The 21,009-nt window shown below is 59.3% G+C and carries 13 protein-coding genes; 12 read left to right on the top strand and 1 reads right to left on the bottom strand.

The window, feature by feature from the left end; genetic code table 11:
• Nucleotides 1-49 precede the first annotated feature (49 nt).
• From FAA86_RS18835 to FAA86_RS18885, 11 genes are all read left to right on the top strand, one after another.
• Complete coding sequence (locus tag FAA86_RS18835) at nt 50-703, top strand: DUF2460 domain-containing protein (RefSeq protein ID WP_205910044.1); 654 nt, start codon at nt 50-52, stop codon at nt 701-703.
• Nucleotides 700-2,274 carry a DUF2163 domain-containing protein gene (locus tag FAA86_RS18840; protein ID WP_136542656.1) on the top strand — a complete coding sequence of 525 codons (1,575 nt, stop codon included), beginning with the start codon at nt 700-702 and terminating at the stop codon, nt 2,272-2,274. The genes FAA86_RS18835 and FAA86_RS18840 overlap by 4 nt, the downstream gene beginning before the upstream one ends.
• Nucleotides 2,274-2,696, top strand: a complete 423-nt coding sequence (locus tag FAA86_RS18845; RefSeq protein ID WP_136542657.1) for an NlpC/P60 family protein — start codon at nt 2,274-2,276, stop codon at nt 2,694-2,696. The genes FAA86_RS18840 and FAA86_RS18845 overlap by 1 nt, the downstream gene beginning before the upstream one ends.
• Nucleotides 2,696-6,427 (top strand): phage tail protein, encoded by a 3,732-nt coding sequence (locus FAA86_RS18850; RefSeq protein ID WP_136542658.1) that lies wholly within the window; start codon nt 2,696-2,698, stop codon nt 6,425-6,427. The genes FAA86_RS18845 and FAA86_RS18850 overlap by 1 nt, the downstream gene beginning before the upstream one ends.
• A gap of 1 nt (nt 6,428) precedes the next feature.
• Nucleotides 6,429-10,961, top strand: a complete 4,533-nt coding sequence (locus tag FAA86_RS18855) for a hypothetical protein (RefSeq protein WP_136542659.1) — start codon at nt 6,429-6,431, stop codon at nt 10,959-10,961.
• A 2-nt stretch (nt 10,962-10,963) separates the two neighbouring features.
• Entirely contained in the window at nt 10,964-11,935 is a 972-nt protein-coding gene (locus FAA86_RS18860) for a hypothetical protein (protein WP_136542660.1), read from the top strand.
• The gene (locus FAA86_RS18865) at nt 11,935-14,397 is read left to right on the top strand and encodes a discoidin domain-containing protein (protein WP_136542661.1); all 2,463 of its coding nucleotides are present in this window, start codon (nt 11,935-11,937) and stop codon (nt 14,395-14,397) included. The genes FAA86_RS18860 and FAA86_RS18865 overlap by 1 nt, the downstream gene beginning before the upstream one ends.
• An 89-nt stretch (nt 14,398-14,486) precedes the next feature.
• Nucleotides 14,487-15,299 carry an N-acetylmuramoyl-L-alanine amidase gene (locus FAA86_RS18870; RefSeq protein WP_136542662.1) on the top strand — a complete coding sequence of 271 codons (813 nt, stop codon included), beginning with the start codon at nt 14,487-14,489 and terminating at the stop codon, nt 15,297-15,299.
• Nucleotides 15,266-15,619 carry a hypothetical protein gene (locus FAA86_RS18875; protein WP_136542663.1) on the top strand — a complete coding sequence of 118 codons (354 nt, stop codon included), beginning with the start codon at nt 15,266-15,268 and terminating at the stop codon, nt 15,617-15,619. The genes FAA86_RS18870 and FAA86_RS18875 overlap by 34 nt, the downstream gene beginning before the upstream one ends.
• Nucleotides 15,612-15,992, top strand: a complete 381-nt coding sequence (locus FAA86_RS18880; protein WP_136542664.1) for a hypothetical protein — start codon at nt 15,612-15,614, stop codon at nt 15,990-15,992. The genes FAA86_RS18875 and FAA86_RS18880 overlap by 8 nt, the downstream gene beginning before the upstream one ends.
• Nucleotides 15,993-16,020: 28 nt before the next feature.
• Entirely contained in the window at nt 16,021-16,239 is a 219-nt protein-coding gene (locus FAA86_RS18885) for a hypothetical protein (protein ID WP_136542665.1), read from the top strand.
• An 81-nt stretch (nt 16,240-16,320) separates the two neighbouring features.
• Here FAA86_RS18885 and FAA86_RS18890 read toward each other — a convergent pair whose 3' ends face one another.
• Entirely contained in the window at nt 16,321-17,517 is a 1,197-nt protein-coding gene (locus tag FAA86_RS18890) for a tyrosine-type recombinase/integrase (protein WP_136542666.1), read from the bottom strand.
• A gap of 416 nt (nt 17,518-17,933) precedes the next feature.
• Between FAA86_RS18890 and FAA86_RS18895 the strand changes: the two genes are divergently transcribed.
• Nucleotides 17,934-20,783, top strand: a complete 2,850-nt coding sequence (locus FAA86_RS18895) for a M10 family metallopeptidase C-terminal domain-containing protein (RefSeq protein WP_167495037.1) — start codon at nt 17,934-17,936, stop codon at nt 20,781-20,783.
• The last annotated feature ends 226 nt before the right edge of the window (nt 20,784-21,009 follow it).

A 21,009-nucleotide genomic window follows, 5' to 3' on the forward strand; every position in this document is an offset into this window, starting at 1 on the left:
CGCGAGAAATCGCGGGGACCCTTCCCGATCCATCACATGAGGAAACATCATGGCTTTTCATGACGCCGTCTTCCCTGAAGAAATCTCCTACGGCTCCAAGGGCGGTCCCCAGTTCCGTACCACCATCGTTACGCTCGCTTCCGGCCTCGAACGACGCAATGTCGAATGGCGCCGCGTCCGCGCCGAGTACGATGTATCCCACGGGATCAAAGACCCAGATCAGCTACAGGAGCTGCGCAACTTCTTCTATGCCCGCCGTGGGCGAGCGCACTCCTTCCGCTTCAAGGATTGGGGTGACTTCGAGTGGTTTAATCAGGCAATCGGCTACGGCGACGGGACGACCAAGACTTTCCAGCTGATCAAGAGCTATGAGCCGGGTCCCTACCAGTACGACCGCGTGATCACCAAACCCGAGCAGGGTTCGCTTGAGCCTCTAATCGTGGGCGGAGAGACCTTTGTCGAGAACGGCCCGACGACCGGAGGCGGAGGGAACAACGCTCGTGTAGCCTACAAGGTCAATTATTCTAACGGAACGGTGAATTTCACGACAGCGCCCGCTGCGGGCTTGTCAATTATTCTGCCCTATGGTAGATTTCACGTACATGCTCGATTTGACGTCGATGTGTTCGATCCGACGCATGACTTCTGGAACTACCAGTCCTGGGAGTCCATCCCCATCGTTGAAATCAAGGATACCGAATGAAGACTATCTCGCCAGCAATGGCGGCTCATCTGAGAGGTGAGACCACCACACTGACGACGTGCTGGCGCATCACCCGGCAGGACGGCAAGGTGTTTCGCTACACCGAGCTGGACGAGGACGTCACCTATCAGGATGAGGTCTACAAATCAGCGGCTGGCTTCAACAAGTCAGCCATGAAGTCCAGCGCCAACTTCGCCGTGGATGAGATGGAAGTCACCGGCTTCCTCCGCGACGACGGCATCAGCGATGAAGAGATGCGCAACGGCGCCTTCGACTTCGCGCTCGCCGAGGTCTTCCTCATCAACTACGAAGATGAGACCATGGGCGAGATCAAGCTCCGATATGGCTACTTCGGTGAGGTGAAGACGACCGGCTCCGGCGCCTTCCTGGTGGAGCTGCGAGGCCTGGTCGATCTCCTCTCGCAGAAGATCGGTGACACCTATCTGAACGAGTGCCGTCTCGATCTCGGTTCGAAGAAGTGCGGCATTGAAATCCAGCCTCCCGTCCATCGCCCCGGCTCCAAATACAAGGTCGGTGACCGTGTGCTCTTCCCGCTCGCCTCGCTGATCGAGCGCCCGCGATACTATCCGGACGTCGTCGGCGTCTATGATGGCAGCAAGTGGTACCACGGGGATGTGTTCGGCGAAGACATCAACATGACGCCGATCTCGGGCGGCAAGGTTCTGGCTTTCACCAACAGCAATGAGCGGTCGATCAGCTTCTTCCCGAATGAGATCGGACTGACGCCGGAGCAGATCGCCAGCGGACGCTACAAGCTCGTCTTCTCAGGGCAGGCTTACGGCTACTGGGCAGACTCGTCGGGTTGGGCATCTGTCGCATGTCAGTACCAGTATTTTGGGACCAACTTCTATTTCAACATCGCTGGCGCAAGACGGTCGACCGAAGTGCCATCCCAGGTCCCCGACCGCCGCTGGAGGCCCTTCTCAGTTGAGGTCGACGTCGACCCCGGCTCTAAGCGCTTTTCCGTGGCTCTGGGCGGTCGCCCTGGCAATGACGGGCTGACGCGCCGGATCGCTTTCGATGAGCTGACCATCGCTGTCATGCTGAAAGATGAGATCGAGCCAGGCTATGAGCAGTATGGCGGCATCGAATTCATCGCCCGCTCAGCCGGAATGACATCCGTCGATCCTGTCGAGCTGAGCGGCGTCCCCGGCGCCCAGACTGTCGACGGCACAGTCACCTGGGAAGCTGTCGCCCCGCGCTATCGGTTCCTCGGTGAGGTACCAGAACTGTCGACCCGCACGACACAGGTGCGCTCGACTGACCTGGCGGTCGCAGACGGTTGGCTCGACTGGGGCGTCATGACCTTCCTGACTGGCAAGAACGCCGGTCGCTCGATGGAGATCATGGGATACGACAGGCCGAGCGGCATCGTCTCGCTGGCTCTGCCTTTGCCCTATCAGCCGCAGATCGGCGACCAGTTCACCGTCACCGCAGGCTGCAACAAGACGGCGTCCGAGTGCGCCGCAAAGTTCAAAAACATCCTCAATTTCCGAGGTCATCCGCGAGTGCCGGGTGCCGGACAATATTTCAAAGTGGCAGGTATGTGATGAGTGCATCATTCGATCAGATCGTAGCAGAGGCGAAGTCCTGGATCGGCGTCAAGTTCAAGAAGGGTGGGCGCGACCGCATGGGCGTCGACTGCATCGGATTGCTTGTCAACGTCGGACGTTCTTGCGGAATCGAAATCAACGACACGACGGAATATTCTTTCGATCCCGAACCCGCGAAGTTTCAGCAGTTGGTTTACGGGCAGACTGATCCGATGCCATTCCAGGGCCTGAAGCCTGGCTCGATCATTCTGCTGCGCCAGTCCATCTTCCCGATGCACACAGGCATTCTGTCGCGAGATGCCCACGGGCGCCTGTCGGTGATCAACGCCAACCTGCACAAGCGCCAGGTCGTTGAGCAGCCCTACACCGACTGGAAGGACATGGTCATCTCTCTGCGTAGCTACAAGGGAGTGGTGTAATGCAGCTTGCCGTTCTCGGGGCGTCTAGCCTCTTCTCTGGCGCCGGTCTTTTCAAGGCGACTATCCTCGGCGCATCCATCGCCGGGTCGATGATCATGAATGGTCGCAAGAAGCCGACCGGGAAGCTCAACGACGTCCGCGTTTCCTCCGCCTCATACGGTCGCGGCATTCCCAAAATCTGGGGCACCATGCGCGTGACCGGCAACATGTTCTGGGCGACCGACTTCCGCGAGGAGAAGGTCTATGTGACCCAGAAGGGCAAGCAGAAGTCGGGCGGCAAGGGTAAGATGAAGGGCAAGAAGGGCAAAGCCCAGCCCGTCTACAAGTATTACGCCAACTTCGCCATGGGCCTCGCCGAGGGTCCGATGGCTGACGTCCTGCGCATCTGGGCAGACAACAACCTGATCTACAATAAGCTCAATCCCGACGATGACGATCTGGTCGGCCCCGGCTTCTCGACCCGCGACCAGGAAGAGTCCGGCAAGCGCTCGATGAAGTCTGCCGGTGGCAAGAAGGGGCAGGGTGGTGCATCCGGTCGCTTCGCTTGGCGCTTCTATGCCGGTGACGAGCAGCAGATGCCTGATCCATTCATGGAAGAGCAGGAAGGTGTGGGTAAGGTCCCCGCCTACCGCGATCTTTGCTACCTGATGTTCCAGGACTTCGCTCTTGAAGACTTCGGCAACCGCATCCCCACAATCACGGCGGAAGTGGTTTCAAAGGTGACGCGCAAGCCGCAGCTGATCATCTTCGAGAACATGGAACCGCCAACCAAGAATTGGTATCGTCCGGACTTCGGTTCGAAGATGATCGACATCGTGCGCGGCACCCTCTTCATGACTGGTCTCGATGAGAACGAGGACCGTGTCGTCCGCATGTGGGATATGGACACACGTAAAGAGGTCAAGCGCCTCAAGTACGTCGACGTTCTGCCGCAGACCGTTCCTCACGGGGAGGCAGCAACGCCGATGACCTCGTCCACGTTGGGTACACGCACATGGACCAAAGCAAACGGCAACGACTTCGAGGAATTTGGAACGACGCCGTCCGGAGACCTGGTGCTCTATAAGTTCGAAGGCAACTACGGCCCGATCCTCTTTATGGACCCGTCGAGCGGAAAGATCATCAAGTCCTGGGGACGCTCGGGGAACATCCTTGCGGACATCTGGAACGGCATCTTTGCACCCGGTGGGGCATTCCCGATCATCGGCTCTGGGTATTATGGAAACCCGGTACCCTACACCCTGGTCTATGAGGTGTTCGGACGCATCCACATCTTCGATGAGTATTACAACAAGATCGGCACCATCGAGTCCGAGGGTCGACGCACGAACTACCGCCAGGGGTCCATCGGCACCGAGCAGGCACTGTTGATGACTTCGACCGACTATGCGGGCGTCGACCGTTTCAACTTCTACTATGCGCCCGTGGTGGGACCATACATGGGGAAGACAGGCACGTCGAAAGACCTGGCATTGGGCTTTGAGCCATCCAGGGCTTATGAGACGAAGCTCGGTCAGTGGCCTGAGGTGCGCGGTAGCAAGGGCGACGTCCTGGTCATGTACGACATGGCATACATCGTCGGCGCAAACTGCATCGGCATCATCGCTGGTCCTGCAGGCGGAACGCCGTGGGTTGCGTCGATGGACATCATGACGGGCAAAATCCTCTGGGAGAAGCGCCTGGACGGTATCTCCTGGGCACACCTGAACCTGAACGGCTTCCGCTCGCCCAAGTCCTACATCAACACCAACGGCTGGACCATCGAAGGCGGTCCCTACATCGTCAAGATCGACTTCCACCTGCAGACGGTCGATATCCAGATCGGGCGGGAAGGCTACACGAACGTCGCCATGCGTGACGGTCGCTACTACTGGTCCGAGCGCGATGCGATGATTGGCTTCGCGACCATCGGCGGCGAGATCACCCCGGTCATTCAGTACCAGGACCGCAAGGTTCAGGATAAGGTCGACATTGCGCAGATCGTGACAGATGTCGCCGAGCGCGTGGGCATCGAGCCAGATCGTGTCCGAACCAGCGGCATCGAGACGCAGGAACCGCTTCTCGGCTACATGTTCGAGCAACCGGTCGACGCCCGCTCCGTCCTGGAAGAGCTGGCAAACGTCTATCAGTTCGACTGCGTTGAGACCGACAATATGCTCGTCTTCAAGATGCGCGGCGGCGCTCCCCTGGTGACCATCCAGGAAGAGCAGTTGGGCGTGATCGAGGCGGATATCGGAACTGATAATGAGCGACTGTCTGAGACAATCCAGCAGGCCATGGAGCTGCCGGAGCGCGTCACGGTTTCCTACTACGACCCGAAAAACGACTATGAGACCGGCTCGCAGTATTTCAAGCGCCCCGGTCGTCCGCTTCCGGTGATGTCGACCAAGGAGCACCTTGAGGTCACCTTCAACATGTCCCTCCTGTCCAAGGATGCGAAGGCCATGGCGAAGCGCATTCTTTATGCTGCCTGGTCGGAACGCACCACGCAGGAATTCCGCCTGCCGCGTGACTTCCTGTTCCTCGACGCTTCGGACGTTGTGACGATCCAGCTCAAGGACGGTCGCGCCATCGAGTGCCGCATCACCGACATGACCATGGGCGCCAACATGGAGCTTGAGGTTGTCAGTGTGGCGAACCTCGCTGAGAGCTACCTACACACCGCAACGACCGAGCAGCCGCAGGGCACGGTCAACCAGCCTGGCGGCTCTGTTGCGTTCGCCACGCCGATGGTCGCGAACATCCCGTACATTGACGACAACCACCAGAACCTGAACGTCAAGATCGGCTACTATTGGGGTGCCGGTGCTCACAAGCCGGGGTTCAACTTCGGCATGCTGCAGTCGCGGATCGAGGACACCAACTGGTCGACGGATGGCTATACGCAGGTCGATGCGATCTGGGGCTACACCAAGCAGCCGGTCCCGCCGCCAGCGAACGGTTGGAACATCCAGGACGATGAGACAGAGATCAACCTCATCCCCGCCTTCGACTTCAATGAGCAGGCTCAGCTCTGGTCCTGGGAGACGATCCCGGATGAGGAATGGCCCTCGACCCAGAACATGATCATCATCGGCGACGAGGTGATCCTCTTCAAGAACGCTGTCGAAAATTCTGACGGGTCCGTCACAATTTCTGCCTTAATTCGAGGGTATCGTGGCACAATTGACGCCGCGTATCGTCACGGCAATGGCGACACCTGGATGATCTACACCGAGAACAGTGTTCACCTGGCATCGGACTCGCTCGAATATCTCGACAAGGATCAGCAGTTCATCGTCAACACCGGCAACGTTCTGGCGCCCTTCGTGGCGAGCAAGACGCTGGCACTAACAGGCGGAACAGAACGACCTCTGCCTGTTGGGAATGTGCGCAGAACGAACCTCGCCAATGGTGACGTCCGCATCCAGTGGTCCCGTGCAACGAGGATCGGCGGCGCGATGAGCAACAATGGTTCGGTCCCCCTGAACGAAGAAAGCGAGCGCTACTACCTCTTCCTCCTCCCCGGCGAATACGACGCGAAGAAATGGGACCCAGAGGACGATTCTCTTTACGTGTGGAAGTCAGAAATTCTGACATCCGGACAGGTAATAATTCCGGCAGCAACCCTCGGGACGCTGTCTCTCTCCAACCGACGCGACCTCAACGTCGTGATCCACCAGATGTCAGCAAATGTCGAATGGGGCTTTCCGCTCGGAACCAAGCTCCCATACGCCCTAATCGGAGTATAAAATGGCTCTCTCGCCGATCCTCAAAATCCCGCTGCTCGCAACGTCCCAGGCTGCAAAGGAAACGACCGTCAACACGATGGTCGCTTACCTCGAACGCGCCATGAACGATGCGGTTGACATCGACCTGCAGAACGGCTCGCTCGCGCTCACTGAGACCGACTTCAATCGCTACATGATGTTCTCGATGCAGAACGTGGCGGTCGGCTCGACGCTAACGGTACCGGCGACCAAGCGGCTGTTCGTGGTCGACAATCGCGGCAACGTCAATCCTCTGACTGTCTCGATTGGTCCGGATTCCAAGGAAGTCGCCCGCGATGCCCTGGTCATCTTTCACTCGTCGCCAACCCGCCTGACCTACGTCTCCAACTCCGCTTGGACAGGCTACGACGACGCGATGCCCTCGGAAGAGCCGAACGGCAAGCACACCTTCTGGCGCGTCAAGTTCCTCACCGGCAAGAGCAGCAACTCGGCTGTCGTCGGCGACCTGATCATGCGCGACACGCTGACCGGCGACCAGCTCGCCACAGGCGGTACGGCAATCGGTAGCGGGGGCACCCTGGCGAATGCGTTCGACAATACCCTCACAACCTTCTGGCAGTCCCAGTCCGAGAACCTATCGAACGGCAACACCTGGATCGGCTATCAGTTCGCTCAGCCGGTCGCGATCACCAACCTTGAGATCAAGCAGGCGGTCCCCGGCAGCACCGACCGCCGCCCGCAGTCGGGCGTGGTGGAATTCTCCGACGACGGCCTCACCTGGTACGAGAGCTGGGCTTTCTCCGGCCTGGTCTGGGCTGCGTCCACGGCTGACACAAAGCGTCTGGTCCACCCGCGCTATCAGAAGGTCTACGACAGCCTGGGTGATCTGGAAGACACCGACTTCCTGGCGCAGCCGCCGCAGGAGGGTATGGTCCTCACGTACAACTCCGTGACCCAGAAGTGGGAACCCAAAGCCGCGACCGATAGCGACGACTCCCTGACGCACCGCTTCTGGCGCATCTTCGTGCTGGAGTCGAACGACGGCAACAACACCTACATTCACAACCTCGAATTCCGAAACATCGCAGGCGTTCCGCAGCAGGCGACCGGGGGCGTGGCTATCCGTGGCGGATCGTCCGGCACAGCTGCCAACGCCTTCGACGGTGACGACGCCACGTTCATGGCGCTGAACCCACACGAGAACAACTACATCGGATACGACTTCCTCTCCCCGGTCACGGTTCGCGAGGTCGCGATCCGCATTGGCTCGGTTGCATCTCGCTCGCCTAAGGTCTTCCGCATCGAATGGTCCGACAACGGGACGAGCTGGAACGTCGCTGGTCTCGAAACGAAAACCGACTGGGTTGCTGACGAGACCTACCTTGTCACGCCGACATCCAATTTCCAGGAGCTGCCGGACGGCGGCGCCCAGGGTCAGCTGCTCGCCAAGAATTCCTCGGCTGACGGCGACGTCGCCTGGGTCGATGCACCTGTGAGCCTGCCTGCCGGGGGCACCGAAGGTCAGGTTCTTCAGCGTGACGTGAACGGTGAAGCGATCTGGGGCGACGTCGAAGCTGGGGGCCTCGGTGCCGGTTATCGTGGCGCTTGGGGCGGTGTCGTTCCGATCACCTTCGAGGATGGTGTAATCCCAGCGAAGTTCGTGTTTGACGCTCCCGGTGCTGCTATCGTCAACGAGAGCGACCCATCGGCGCTTTCCACGAAGTCGCTGCGTTTCCGCTCGATCCCTGACAATGGTCTGACCTACTTCTTCTTCACGGAAACCTTCCCGGAAGATGGGACTTACACCGTTCGGTACCGCACGTCTGGTGAAGCGCCGGACAGGTTCATCGTCAGCCTTGATGGCGTCGAGCAGTTCAATGACGGCGGCGTCACCAACACCTACAAGCAGGCAACCTTCGCTGTCACGGCAGGATCGCACACGCTGCGTTTCGCCTATGACAAGGATGGAAGCATCGCCCAGGGCGACGATACGATCTTCATCTCGCAGCTCACCTTCACATCCGCGACCGCCCGCCCGTATGAGGCGGGCGACACCGTCGATTATCAGGACGACCTGTGGATGTGCGTGATCACCGGGACGACGGATGAACCAGGCGCCACGGAAGCATGGCGCAATCTGACATCCGGTGGTGGTTCCGCTTCCTATCCGGACTTCGTCGGAAACGCCGGACGTGTTCTCGCGGTCAATGCAGACGAGACGGGTGTCGAGTGGGTGACGATGACAGGTGGCGCACCTTCGTCGCTGCATGCGGCGAACCAGTGGCGCATCCTGATCGAGACAAACGGCGGCGATGCTCGCACCGGCCTGGGCGAGCTGGAGATGCGCGTTCTGCCGGGTGGCGACAATGTGGCGACCGGTGGCACCCCGGAAGTGTCATCTTCCTTCATGGGCGATGCTGCCGCAGTCTTCGACGGCGACACAGCCAACACCTGGCTCGCCGCTGACGTGGCAGACGAGTGGGTTTCCTACACTTTCGACCAGGCGGTCACGATCCGCGAAGTTGCCCTGACCACGGTCGCTGAAGAAGGCTTCGGCGCCGCGACCGCTCCGAAGAATTTCAAGGTTCAGTATTTTGATCCTGAGACCTTCTCGTGGGCAGATGAATGGACGGTGACGGACGCCACCTTCACGGGTGACTCCGAGACACAGGTCTTCGCAAACCCGGCGCCGGTCTACAACTTCGAGACCATCCAGGCAGTCGTGAAGACCGAAGACGCGACACTGACGCTGAGCGACATCGGCAAGATTGTCCGCTTCAAAAACCTCGCTCCCGCCACGTTCACGATCCCGACCCAGGCAGCTGCCGCGATCCCGGTCGGAACGCTGATCGACGTCCTGGCAGACAGCGACCAGGACCTGACGTTTGCCGCCCAGGATGGCGTCACCCTGAACTATTCCGGTGGTCTCTCGATCTCAGGCCCTGCAGTCAAGGTGACCTTGCTGAAGGTAGGCACCAATGAGTGGGACGTCATCAAGTCCGGTGGTGCCGGTGGCGGAGAAGTCCCGGATGGAGGCACCCTGTCCTTCCGGTTCTGGCGCTTGGCTGTCTACGAGAACAACGGCGACTCGGCTTATCTCGCAATGGCAGGTCTGGACTTCCTGGACGAGGACGGTGCGAGCCTGCGAACGGGTGGCTCTGCCTTCGCTTCGAATTCGTCTTCTGATGGCAACAAGCAGCCTGCCAATGCGTTCGGCCCTTGGACGAGCGACTCTGACTACTATTGGACCACGCAGGCAAATCCTGTGTACCCGATCTATATCGGTTGGGAATTCCCTGAAGCCGTTTCTGTCCGTGGTATGACCATGACCGGCGTTCGCTTGGCAGAACGCAACGCGAAGGTCTTCTGGATCGAGTGCTCTAACGACGGCGTCGAATATACCACGGTCGAGAAGTTCGGCCCTGAAACCAACTGGGCGCTCGGCGGCACTGACACGCGCAGCTTCGTCGTTCCTGCCGTTGTTCAGGACAACACGATCCCGATGATGTTTGGCAACGAGGGCAAGGTCCTCGCTGTCAACGCGACCGCTACTGGCTTCGAATTTATCGACGGCGGTGCCGGTGGTGCGAGTTACCCATCATTCACTGGGAACGCTGGCAAGCAGCTCACGGTCAACACGACCGAGGATGGCGTCGTCTGGGCAACGGTCGGCGGATTCACGGAGCTGCACACCGAATGGCGTGTCCTGTTCCTCGCGAATGGCGGCGACTCTCGAGTCGGTATCTCCGAAATGGAGATGCGTCAGGACCCGGAAGGGCCTGACGAGTGCGTTGGCGGGACGGTCACTGTCTCATCTTCCTTCGCAGGCAACGCAGCGACCACGGTCGATGGTGACCTGACAAACTACTGGCTCGCCGATTCGGCGACGAATGAATGGGTCGCCTATGCATTCGCCAACCCGGTCGAGATCAATGAGGTCATGTTGGCTTCGACATCGCAGCCAGCCTACGCGGTTGCCTGCGGGCCGAGGGATTTCGATGTCCAGTACAAGAGCGAGTCAACCGGCGAGTGGACCACGTATTTCGCTGTTCGGGACAACACCTACACCGCCTACAGCGAGCCGAAGGTCTTCACCAACGAGAATTATTCCAGCGGGAACAATGGACGCCTCCGAGATGCCTCCGACGTCAACCTCGATGGCCTGCTGGACGGAGACACGCTGCGCTACAACTCGGCAAGCGGGAAGTGGATTCCATACAAGCTCCAGAAGGAATTCGCGACCTTCCTTGGTGGCAACACTCAGGCTGGCGAGTTGGTCTTCCGTCATGCGGTCACGAAGAGCTTTGTGCTGCCGGTCGGTCTTCTGGGCAGCGTCATCAATGCCGGTACCGCCGCCAGCGCCGAGACGGTCTTCACGATCAAGCGCAACGATGCGGTGATCGGAACCGTGACCTTCGTCGCCGGGTCGACTGTCGGTGCTGTGTCCTTCGCCACGGCGGTGGTGTTCGCTTCGGGGGACATCTTCCAGATCGTGGCGCCGACCACGCCTGACCAGGCACTCGCCGACATCTCCTTCTCTATCATTGCGAGCTAAACATGACTGTTCTCTTCGCTGGATCATCCATCGCTGACGTGTCCCTTTCACAGGGGACACCGAAGGTGGTCACCAATACGAGCTACATCACGTCGACCTGTCTCGAAGGCATCGACACAGGGAACTATCAGGAAGGGTTCAGAATCCCGTTCCCAGCTCCTTTGAGAGAGGTGTATGCTTCGGCGTACGTGCGTCGAGTAGCGCTGACCACCACCGGCTCACCGTATCCATTCCGGTTTTACTCGCCGACCAATGCCACGCTCATCAGATTCCGCGCCACCAGCAGCAACACCATGATCCTGGATATCTGGAACGGTACCGCATGGGTGGCTGAGGCTACCACCTCAGCTGTACCTGGGGTTGGCGTTGTCGAGCGCATCGATTTGTACGTGAAGCTCGGGGTCACTGACGGACGAGTGCGCTTGAAATATGCGAACCAGGTGATCCTTGATTTTACCGGGCGCACTGACTACGGCGTGGCTGATCTGGCATCGCTCACATTCAGCTCATTCGGCTCAAACTCAAGCTATTACTCAGGGATCGTGGTGGCTGATGAACCGACCGACTACATGACGGTCCATCAGACGCTTCCCACGGGGAACGGCGCAGAGACTGCCTGGACCGGCGACTATACGGCGGTCGATGAGACCGGCGTGAATGATACCGACTTCATCCAGGCGACAGCAGCCGACCAGGTGGAAACCTTCACCTTCTCGCAGCTCGGCAGCGAATGGGCGGCTTACGAGATCAAGGCGGTCACGGTGGGCATGAGAGCCGTGGGCGGAGTAGCGACCCCGACTGTGGAAGGTGTCGCCCGCATTGACGGGGTCAATTATGCCCAGGCAGCGCAGCTTCCGACCCCGGCAACTTTCGGCGCTGTCCAAGCCGTCTTCGAAACAAATCCGGCAGACGACTCCGCTTGGACTCGGGACGTCATCAATGCAGCTCAGTTTGGTGTGAAGGCCGTAGCGTAATGTCAGACGTTTCTAAACTTTCCCGATACCTCGTATCGCAGCGCCTCGCGCCAGAAGTAGCGAAGGTCTCGCGATACATTGTGACCGGCGCCCGCGCCACATCCGCCCGTGTTCGTCGTCGGACCCTGATCAACGACTATCTGTCATCAGCGGCTCTGGGCGGTCTGCTTCCGATGTCGTTGCCAGTACAGAACGCAGATGCATCGAAGGGCGTGAACGGTTGGACTGCTCGCGCTGGAACCGGACCCCTGGTCATCACCGGCATCTATGCTCACTCTGGAAACACCCATTTTGCAGCAGGTAGTGAGTTGCTCGGTCGCTGGGACCAGGACATCGAAGTGCCTGTAGTCCTGACGCCACGTGTCGACGCTGGGCTTGTTATGATGGAGCTGTCTGCTTACCGCGCCGCCTGGACGGATGCCGACGAATCCGGAATGTACATCGAGATGCTCAATGGCGCCGGTAAGATCATTGCCAGCGAGTATCAGCCGCGCACAGACCCGGCGAACAACAGCAACCCGGTCTGGGCAAAGGATACCCTCGCGGTGTTCCTGGCACCGCAAACTCGGACGGTGCGAGTGGGCGTCTGGCACGAGCGAGATTCAGGCACTGAAAGCTCCACCTACTTCGATGATTTCGAGGTGATGTTCAAGGCACCTGATAAGACCTACAGCCAGGTGTTTTATCTGGAACCCGACCTTGGGGACCAGATCGGCTTCTTCCGCACCGAGGGGACCACGGGGAATGCCCATATCTATCGCGGAACTGCGAACCGCTTTCTGTTCCCCGGCTTCGGCTTGGATGGGACCGGCGAAGTCTATCGCGATTTCACCTTCACTGAGGCGCAGCTCGACCTCGTCGGAACAGGTGGCGCGGAGATCGATTGGACATGGCTGGAGGGTCAGTATCCGGGTGGAGCGGATACCTACCGCGTTCAGCTCATCTTCTTGGATGAGAATGACGCACCCATCGCGCACGACCCGATTGAATCGAGTGCAGGGCTTACGGCCCCCGCTGAGACTTGGACAAAGCTGAAGCGAACTGCTGTGGTCCCGGTGCAGGCTCGTAAGGTGCGTTTGATCTATACAGGTGGAGGCAGCTCGGGCAGCAATCGAGACGGCTACTTCGCTCATATGCGCCTGGTCATTTCGGTGGCGAGCATCGGCGGAGCGCTTCTCACCGTGCCTTCTTACGACGACCTGACCACCATGCCTGTGAAGGGCGCCTGGGGTCTTCGCCGCCTCATCTCCACCTACTCTGGACCTATCGTTCGCCTGCGCAATCAGGCAACGAATGAGGAAGTTGATCTTGGCTCGACCAACAACGGAAACCTCGCGAAGGTGCCTGACGCAGCCGCGATCTACAAGGTCGTTCGTCTATATGATCAGTCAGGACTAGGTTCAGACCTGGTTCAGACCACCGCTGCTCGTCAGCCTGAATTCCGTCAGGCTGGGTCGCCCAACGGTCGCCCGATCATGAAATTCGATGGCGCGGGCACCCATATGATCGACGTGGAGGAAGGCACCAACCGTCCCTACATGATCCCCTATCCAAACGTGGTCTGGCTTGGCGGCGCAGGTTCAGAAGTTGGTTCAGCGTCCTATCAGACGATGTGGGGCATCCCACAGGCATGGGGTTCGAACAGCCCGCCGTACTTCCGTACTCAGGTCGGCTGGGCGAATAACCAGGACACGGCATTGGTCCGAAACGCTGCCGTAGAAAGCAACATCCAGCAGGGCACGTTTGGCTGGAACGGTGGTTGGGGCGGGTGGATCACCTGGGCGCAAGCCGGTCGCATCCAGCCGCTGGGCATTCCGGTCGAACGTCAGTTCGGGGATGCATCGACGCCGACAACCTATCCTAACTCGACCAGGATGGTGCTCGGTGGAGGTGGTCTCGGAACGACTGATGCATTCTCAGGCTTCTTCACCGAAATGGTTGTCCTGGAAGGATCGCCTAACCCTGATGTTCGCCGGACATTCCGGGATGAAGTCGAAAAGGTGCTCGCCGCATCGGTCATGGGTGATGGCACGATGTACCGTATCTACCTCAAATCCAGCTTTGGCGGATATGAGCGCAACGGTAACTTCTCGGAAGTTCGTCTGTTCAACGATGGTGGCGAAGTCGACCTGACGGATGAAGGCGGGACAGCCTTCTCGTCCAAGAACTTCAGCACGGGCGAGCGTGAACGCAATGCGATCAACAATAACCTGAACGACACCTGGACGGCGGGCGCCGACCCGGTTGACGCCTATTGGGGCGTAAGCCTCAATGGCGACTACAAGCCGAGTCGGATGGATATCGTCAACCGCAACGCCTACACGGACTATATGCCCGACAAGTTCGAGATTCAGCAGCTGACCAAGGATGGCTGGCGGGTGGCTGCAGACGTAAACGTGGGCAGTCAGGGTCATTCAGCCAACCAACTCTATGTGATCGAGTGGGTTAATTCCGACTTCTAGAGTCAGAATTTCTGACATAATGGCGTGAGCCACCGGACTCCGGTCGTAATCTATGGCATAATTGTCAAAAATTACGACCGGAGAATTCTATGGAAGTCAAGTACCATAAGCTCGCGGGTGTCGAATTTATCCAGTCGCCGAACGGCGGTGGACCGATCACCCCTCGCTTCCTCACCATGCACTATACGGCTGGCTATGACGCTCAGTCGGCAATCGACACGTTCAAGAACCGTACGTCCGAGGTGTCGGCTCACCTGGTGATCGACACCGATGGCACCATCACGCAGATGATGCCCTTCAACAAGAAGACCTGGCATGCCGGTCCTTCCGTCTTCCAGGGCGTGAAGAGCCTCAACAGCCACGCCATCGGCTTCGAGTTCGTCAACATCGGCTTCCTGCGTAAGTCCGCGAAGGGCCTGGTCGATGCCTACGGTCGTCCGGTCAAGGAAGACCTCTTCGAAGACTACGTCATCGCGCCGAACGCTCGCGTTGGTTCCGGTGACTTCTGGTGGCCTGTCTATCCGAAGGTCCAGATCGAAGCGGGCCTGGCTGCGGCGAAGGCGATCATCGACGCCTACAAGATCGAGGGCATCTGCTCGCACGAGGAGATCGACACTCGTGGTTGGAAGACCGACCCAGGTCCGGCATTCCCGATGAAGTCCTTCACGAACCTCCTGGGCGCCCATCGCAAGGACCCTGACCAGGCGAGCCAGAACGTACCGTTCAACGTGGATGTCAGCTCGCTCAATGTGCGTGGCGGCGCCGGTACCAACTGGCCTGTGATTGCAGGCGTGAAGCGCGGCGACCGCGTCTATGTCGTCGGCACGGAAGGCGGCTGGTCCCGCATCCTCTTTGACGGAGGCGAGGGATGGGTAAGCACCCAGTACCTGGAGAGAGCCTAAGCCAGACCAAGCAGCGGACGCGCCGAACGCAATACGTGTTCGGCTCGACCGCCCTGTTCATCGCGATCATCTGCGCCGTCAACTACTTCGGGAACACGGGACCAATCGCTGAAAGAACCGTCGATGGTGCCTATGGGATCATTGAGCTTCTGGTGATCGGCTTCCTGTTCTCAACGACCGTGGATCGCTCCGAAATCCTGCACAACATCGGCAGGGGCGTCCGCGACTACGGCAGCAGGAAACCTCTGCGCACCGGCCTGACCAGTGGGCGAGACGATGCCGATGATGATCCAGCTGAGAAGGAGAAGACCTATGGCTAACGTGTTCGGATCGATCACAGCCTTCATCGACAAGTATCTCATCGTGGGCCTCTCAGGGGCCTGCGTCGTCCTGGGGATCGCCTTTGGTGTTGCCCAATATCGGCTCAGCTCCAGCCAGGCAGACCTGAAGGACGCAGAGACGCAGATCGAAGTCCTCACAGACAAGGTGCTGACCAGGGACGTCCAGCTGACGCTCAAGGACACCACGATCTCGCGACTCGAGTCCCGCAACGCCGAACGCCTGGTGGAGCAGTCGACCTATCAATTTGACCTGAAAGGAATCCTCGATGCACCTGCAGAAGAGAACCAGAACCCTGTTGACGACGTGCTGTGTCGCGCTGTCTCTGGGACTAAGTGCCTGCAAAACAACTGAGCGCACCATCCAGGTTTCGACACCTGAAGTGCCCAAGAGCATGCTGGTCTGTGGCGATGAAAACTCGCCCACCGACGACGGCATCCCGGCAGCTCCTCAGCAGCCTTACGATCAGAAGGCGGTCGCCGCCTACATCGTATTGCTGAAGGCAGTGATCCGGGAGTGCCACGGTAATAAGGATGCGGTCGAAGAGCTGCTGAACGAGTATCAGCTCAAGGCTGTCGAGCTGGCGAAGGCGAAGCAGTGAACCTGTTCTTCCTCGCCTCCGTCATCCTGACAGCCGCATGGCTGTGGAAGAAGATTCCGGGACCCGACCAGGCTCCCGGCATCAAGCCGCCAGCGTAGACAGCTGTTCGGCAATCTGACGCTTCTTATCGCGGGTGTCGCGGTCATTGAACAGGTGCCCGTACACTCGAAGCGTAAACGCCGGATCGGCGTGTCCCATGTTTGTCGTTAGGACCTTAAGATCAACACCTGCTTCGATCAGGCGGGAGGCATAATAGTGGCGGCATTTGTGAAAGCCACCATGCGGCACATCGGCGACCGACAGCAGGTCCTTCCAATACTTCTTCAGCGCATCATAATCGTAGGCCTTGCCGGTCGTCGTCTCGAACACGAACCGTGTGTCGCCATCCTGCTCCTTCTTCTCCTGCAGCGCCGCCAGCAAGCCGCGTGACAGGATGAGTGTTCGCTGACCGGCTTCGGACTTGACCCACGTCGGTTCTTTCTCCTCCTTGATGATCGCCTGGTTGATCAGCATCTCACCCTGATCGAAGTTGATACGATCCCATTCGAGCGCCAGAAGCTCACCCACGCGAATTCCGGTTTCGAACAGCACGTAGGGCACCAGCCAGAGGTTTCGCTTCGTGTGGCCGTTTTTACGGGGCTGACCGGCATTCCTACCGAAGCGAACAGGTGCGATTGCCTTGTCGCGTAGCGTGGCGGCGTTAGTGAGGATCGCCTGGGCTTCCTCCTTACTGAACATCTCCATCTTGAGTGCGCCGGACTGGGCATTCGCATTCTTCATCTTGATGGTGATCCCAGCGGACGGATTGGCCGGGATGATTTCCATCACTACGGCGTAGGCGAGGGCGGCTTTCACCTGCTTGAACACTCCGACAATCGTCGGTTTCGAGTAGCCCGACTCCTGAAGCGCCATGCGCAGCTCCCTGATCTTCTTCGGCGTCAGATCGCGCACAAGGGTTTCGTCCGGCAGGAACCTGCGGATGACGTTCCGATCCTCCTCCGCCTTGCGAGCGGTCGACGCCTTCCAGGGGTCGTTACCATCGCGCCCGATCTTGCTGTCGCGGATGTAGGTGTCGATCAGATCGCCATAGGTCAGCTGACCTTTGAGCAGCGGCTTGTTCTTGCCGGTGGTCTCCTTGCGCTCGGCCTTGGCAGTCTTCTCAAAGCCCAACGCCTTAGCTCTCTGGGTGAACGTTCTGGATGTCCGCTTGCCCTCCTCGTTGTAGAAATAGACCACCCACTTCGACGGCTTGCCGTCCTGCTTCAGTTCCACTGGCATGAAATTCTATCCTTTCCTGGCGCTCCTAACTGTCATATATTATGACATCGGACAGGAAACAGGTCAAGTGAGTCATGCACGAAGTTGCACGAGAGAGTTAAATTGACCAAGGGAATCAAAGTGTTAGAAATTTTGACGTGACCCTACGAATCTGGGGGTCAGGAGTTCGAATCTCTTCGGGTGCGCCATTCTTCTTCTAAGCAATAGTGAACCGTCGTTTCGCGCGTGCCATGCGCAATCGCTTGTATCCGCGTGCAATTCCAAGGCGGATGGCTGAGGTTCGATCTTTCCCTCAAAATTTAGCTTTCCCGGTTCCTCGACATTCATCTTCTTCCGTAACCAGACTCTAAAACACGGATGATAGCGTCCTCATGCGAAATCACCGCCGGTGCGGTGAAGGCATAGTGGAGCATCGCATGGCACTGTCTTCCTGGACCGATCAGCAGGTGATCAACCAGCTCAATTCGGGCTCCAAATGGTCCGGTTCGGTGATCACCTATTCGTTCCCGACGGTCGTCACCGGCATGGCGCGATACAGCGGCGAGGGCACCGGCTTTTCGGCCTTCAATGCCACCCAGCAGGCGCGCGCCGAACTGGCGCTGACGCTTTGGGATGACGTGATCGCGACCTCGATCCAGAAAGTTGCGCCCAGCACGACGAGCACCGCCTCGAACATCGAGTTCGGCAATTCGACATCGGGCGTCTCCTACGCCCATGCCTATTTCCCGACCGTTGGCAGTGTGTGGATCAACAGCGCCTACAATTCCAGCCAGGGTACCAACGACCTGATGACGCCGAAGATCGGTGCCCATGGCTTCCTGACCTTCGTCCATGAAATCGGTCACGCGCTCGGCCTAGAGCACATGGGCGACTATAACCGCAGCGCCGATACGCCCTCGTCCTATCAGGACTCGACGGTTTATTCGGTCATGTCCTATTTCGGCCCGTCCTGGGGTTCGGGTTCGGCAAATGGCCAGGGGCTGGTCGCCTGGGCGGATTGGGTCGGCGCAGACGGCAAGCTTTATTCGCCGCAGACACCGATGATGAACGACATCATGGCTATGCAGGCCATGTATGGTGTCGATACGACCACACGCACGGGAGACACGGTCTACGGCTTCCAATCCAATGTCACCGGGACAACCGCAGCGATCTTCGACTTCACCCAGAACCTCAATCCGATCATCTGCATCTGGGACGCTGGCGGCACCGACACGCTGAACCTCTCCGGCTGGAACACCGCAAGCAATGTCGATCTGGCGCCGGGATCCTTCTCGTCTGCCAACAGCATGACGATGAACATTTCGATCGCCCGGGGCGCCTGGATCGAGAATGCGGTGACGGGCAACGGGAATGACACGGTGCAGGGCAACGCCCGCGACAACGTTATCACCACCAACGGCGGCAATGACACCATTCGCGCATTGGCCGGCAATGACACGATCGCAGCCGGCGCTGGAAACGACACGATCGATGGCGGCGATGGCACCGATGTCGTGATTTTCAACGACAGCTGGTCGAACATCAGCTGGACTTACAGCGTCGCGACGGCGACCTTCACCTTCATGGGGCTGCTGATCGGGACCGATACTGTGACCGCGGTGGAGCGTTTCATCGACGCGCTCAATGTCGAGCGGAGCCTTGAGTCCCTTCTTGATCCTGATCTGTTGCCGGCACTTGTCTCGGTGGGTGCTGATGCGGCCGAAGTGACGGAAGGTACGGGCGAACCGACGGCGGTCACCTTCACCGTCTCTTTGAGCAAGGCGGCGCTTTCGGAGGAAACGCTGACCTGGCGTGTGGCGGGAACGGGCTCCAGCGCCGCCAATGCCCAGGATTTTGCCGGCGCGCAGTCTGGAACCGTGTCGTTTGCCGCGGGTGAGACATCGAAGACCATAACGGTCTACCTTGCCGCCGACACCACCTTCGAGGCGAGGGAGACTTTCGCCCTGACGCTGTCCGCCCCGTCGCTCGGCCTCAGCCTCGCTACGGCATCGGCAACGGTCTCTATCGTCAATGACGACGCCCAGCTGACGCCGATCGTCAAGCGGGGTGGCCGATCCGCCGACACGCTCACCGGTTCGGACGCCATGGAGCATCTGGATGGCGGCAACGGCAATGACGCGCTGCGCGGCCACGGCGGCAACGACACCCTGGTCGGGGGTGCCGGCCACGACCTGCTCGACGGTGGCACCGGTAACGACCGAATGGTCGGGGGAACCGGAAATGACACCTACCTCGTCGATTCCGTCGGTGATGTGGTGGTTGAGGCTCGCAACGGCAACACCGATACGGTGCGCGCAACTTTGGAGGCCTACACGCTGACCGCCTGGGTCGAGAACCTGGTCTATGTTGGCGATGGTGATTTTGTTGGGACGGGCAACGAGCTCGCAAACAAGATCTGGGGTGGAACCGGAAACGATGTCCTGTCGGGTGGCGGCGGCAATGACAGCATATCCGGTGGCGGTGGCAACGATACCGTCTACGGTGGCAGCGGGAATGACGTCCTGTCGACGGGCGCTGGCGACGACTACATCAATGGCGGCTCCGGGATCGACCGCATGACGGGCGGTGCCGGGAACGACACTTACGTCGTCGACAACACGCGCGATGTTGTCGTGGAACTCGCCAATGGTGGCACGGACACGGTGCAGACGACGCTCACAAGCTATCGCCTCGGCGCCCATCTGGAGAATCTGACCTATCTCGGCTCCGCTTCCTTCACGGGAACGGGCAATGACCTCGACAACGTCATCACCGGTGGCAGTGGGGCGAATACGCTGAACGGCGCCGGCGGCAACGACACGCTCTACGGCAACGGCGGCAACGATGTCCTCATCGGCGGGACCGGCAACGACAATCTCTATGGCGGTTCCGGAAACGACCGTCTGGATGGCGGCACCGGCAATGACTGGCTCTATGGTGGCCTTGGGAATGACACGCTGACCGGGGGAGCCGGGGCCGACATGTTCGTCTTCGACGAAATCGGGTCGGGCAACGCCGACCGCATCATCGACTTCGACGGGACACTCGACCAGATTTTGATCGATGCCGACGTCTTTTCCGACATCGGTTATCTCGGAACCTTGCTCGAGGAGAACTTCGGGACCGGAACGGTCGCCACCACGGCGGACCAGCGTATCCTCCATGACCAGGCGTCGGGCGCACTTGCCTATGACGCCGACGGCGATGGCGCCGGTTCTGCCATCGTGTTTGCCTATGTGAAGGCAGGTCTGACGATCGCTCACGAGGATATCGCCGTCGTGTAATGGGTCTTGTCACCCAGGCCCATGACGCTCATGGCAGGCGTCGTCCAGCCCGTTGCGCATTTTGTTCAACAAAGCACTTGGATATGCGGTCGAGCTGAACTAACAGTTTGCGGCAACGTTGCAGATCGCGTCCTGTGACGTCTCTCCTTGAGATCAGGCATTGAGATATGCTCTTGGAGGGGGAAGCCCGCTGCCAGGCGGGAAACGGACCGGCGGTGGGAAAACC

Source organism: Rhizobium rosettiformans W3 (assembly GCF_004912135.1).
Classification (GTDB): domain Bacteria; phylum Pseudomonadota; class Alphaproteobacteria; order Rhizobiales; family Rhizobiaceae; genus Allorhizobium; species Allorhizobium rosettiformans.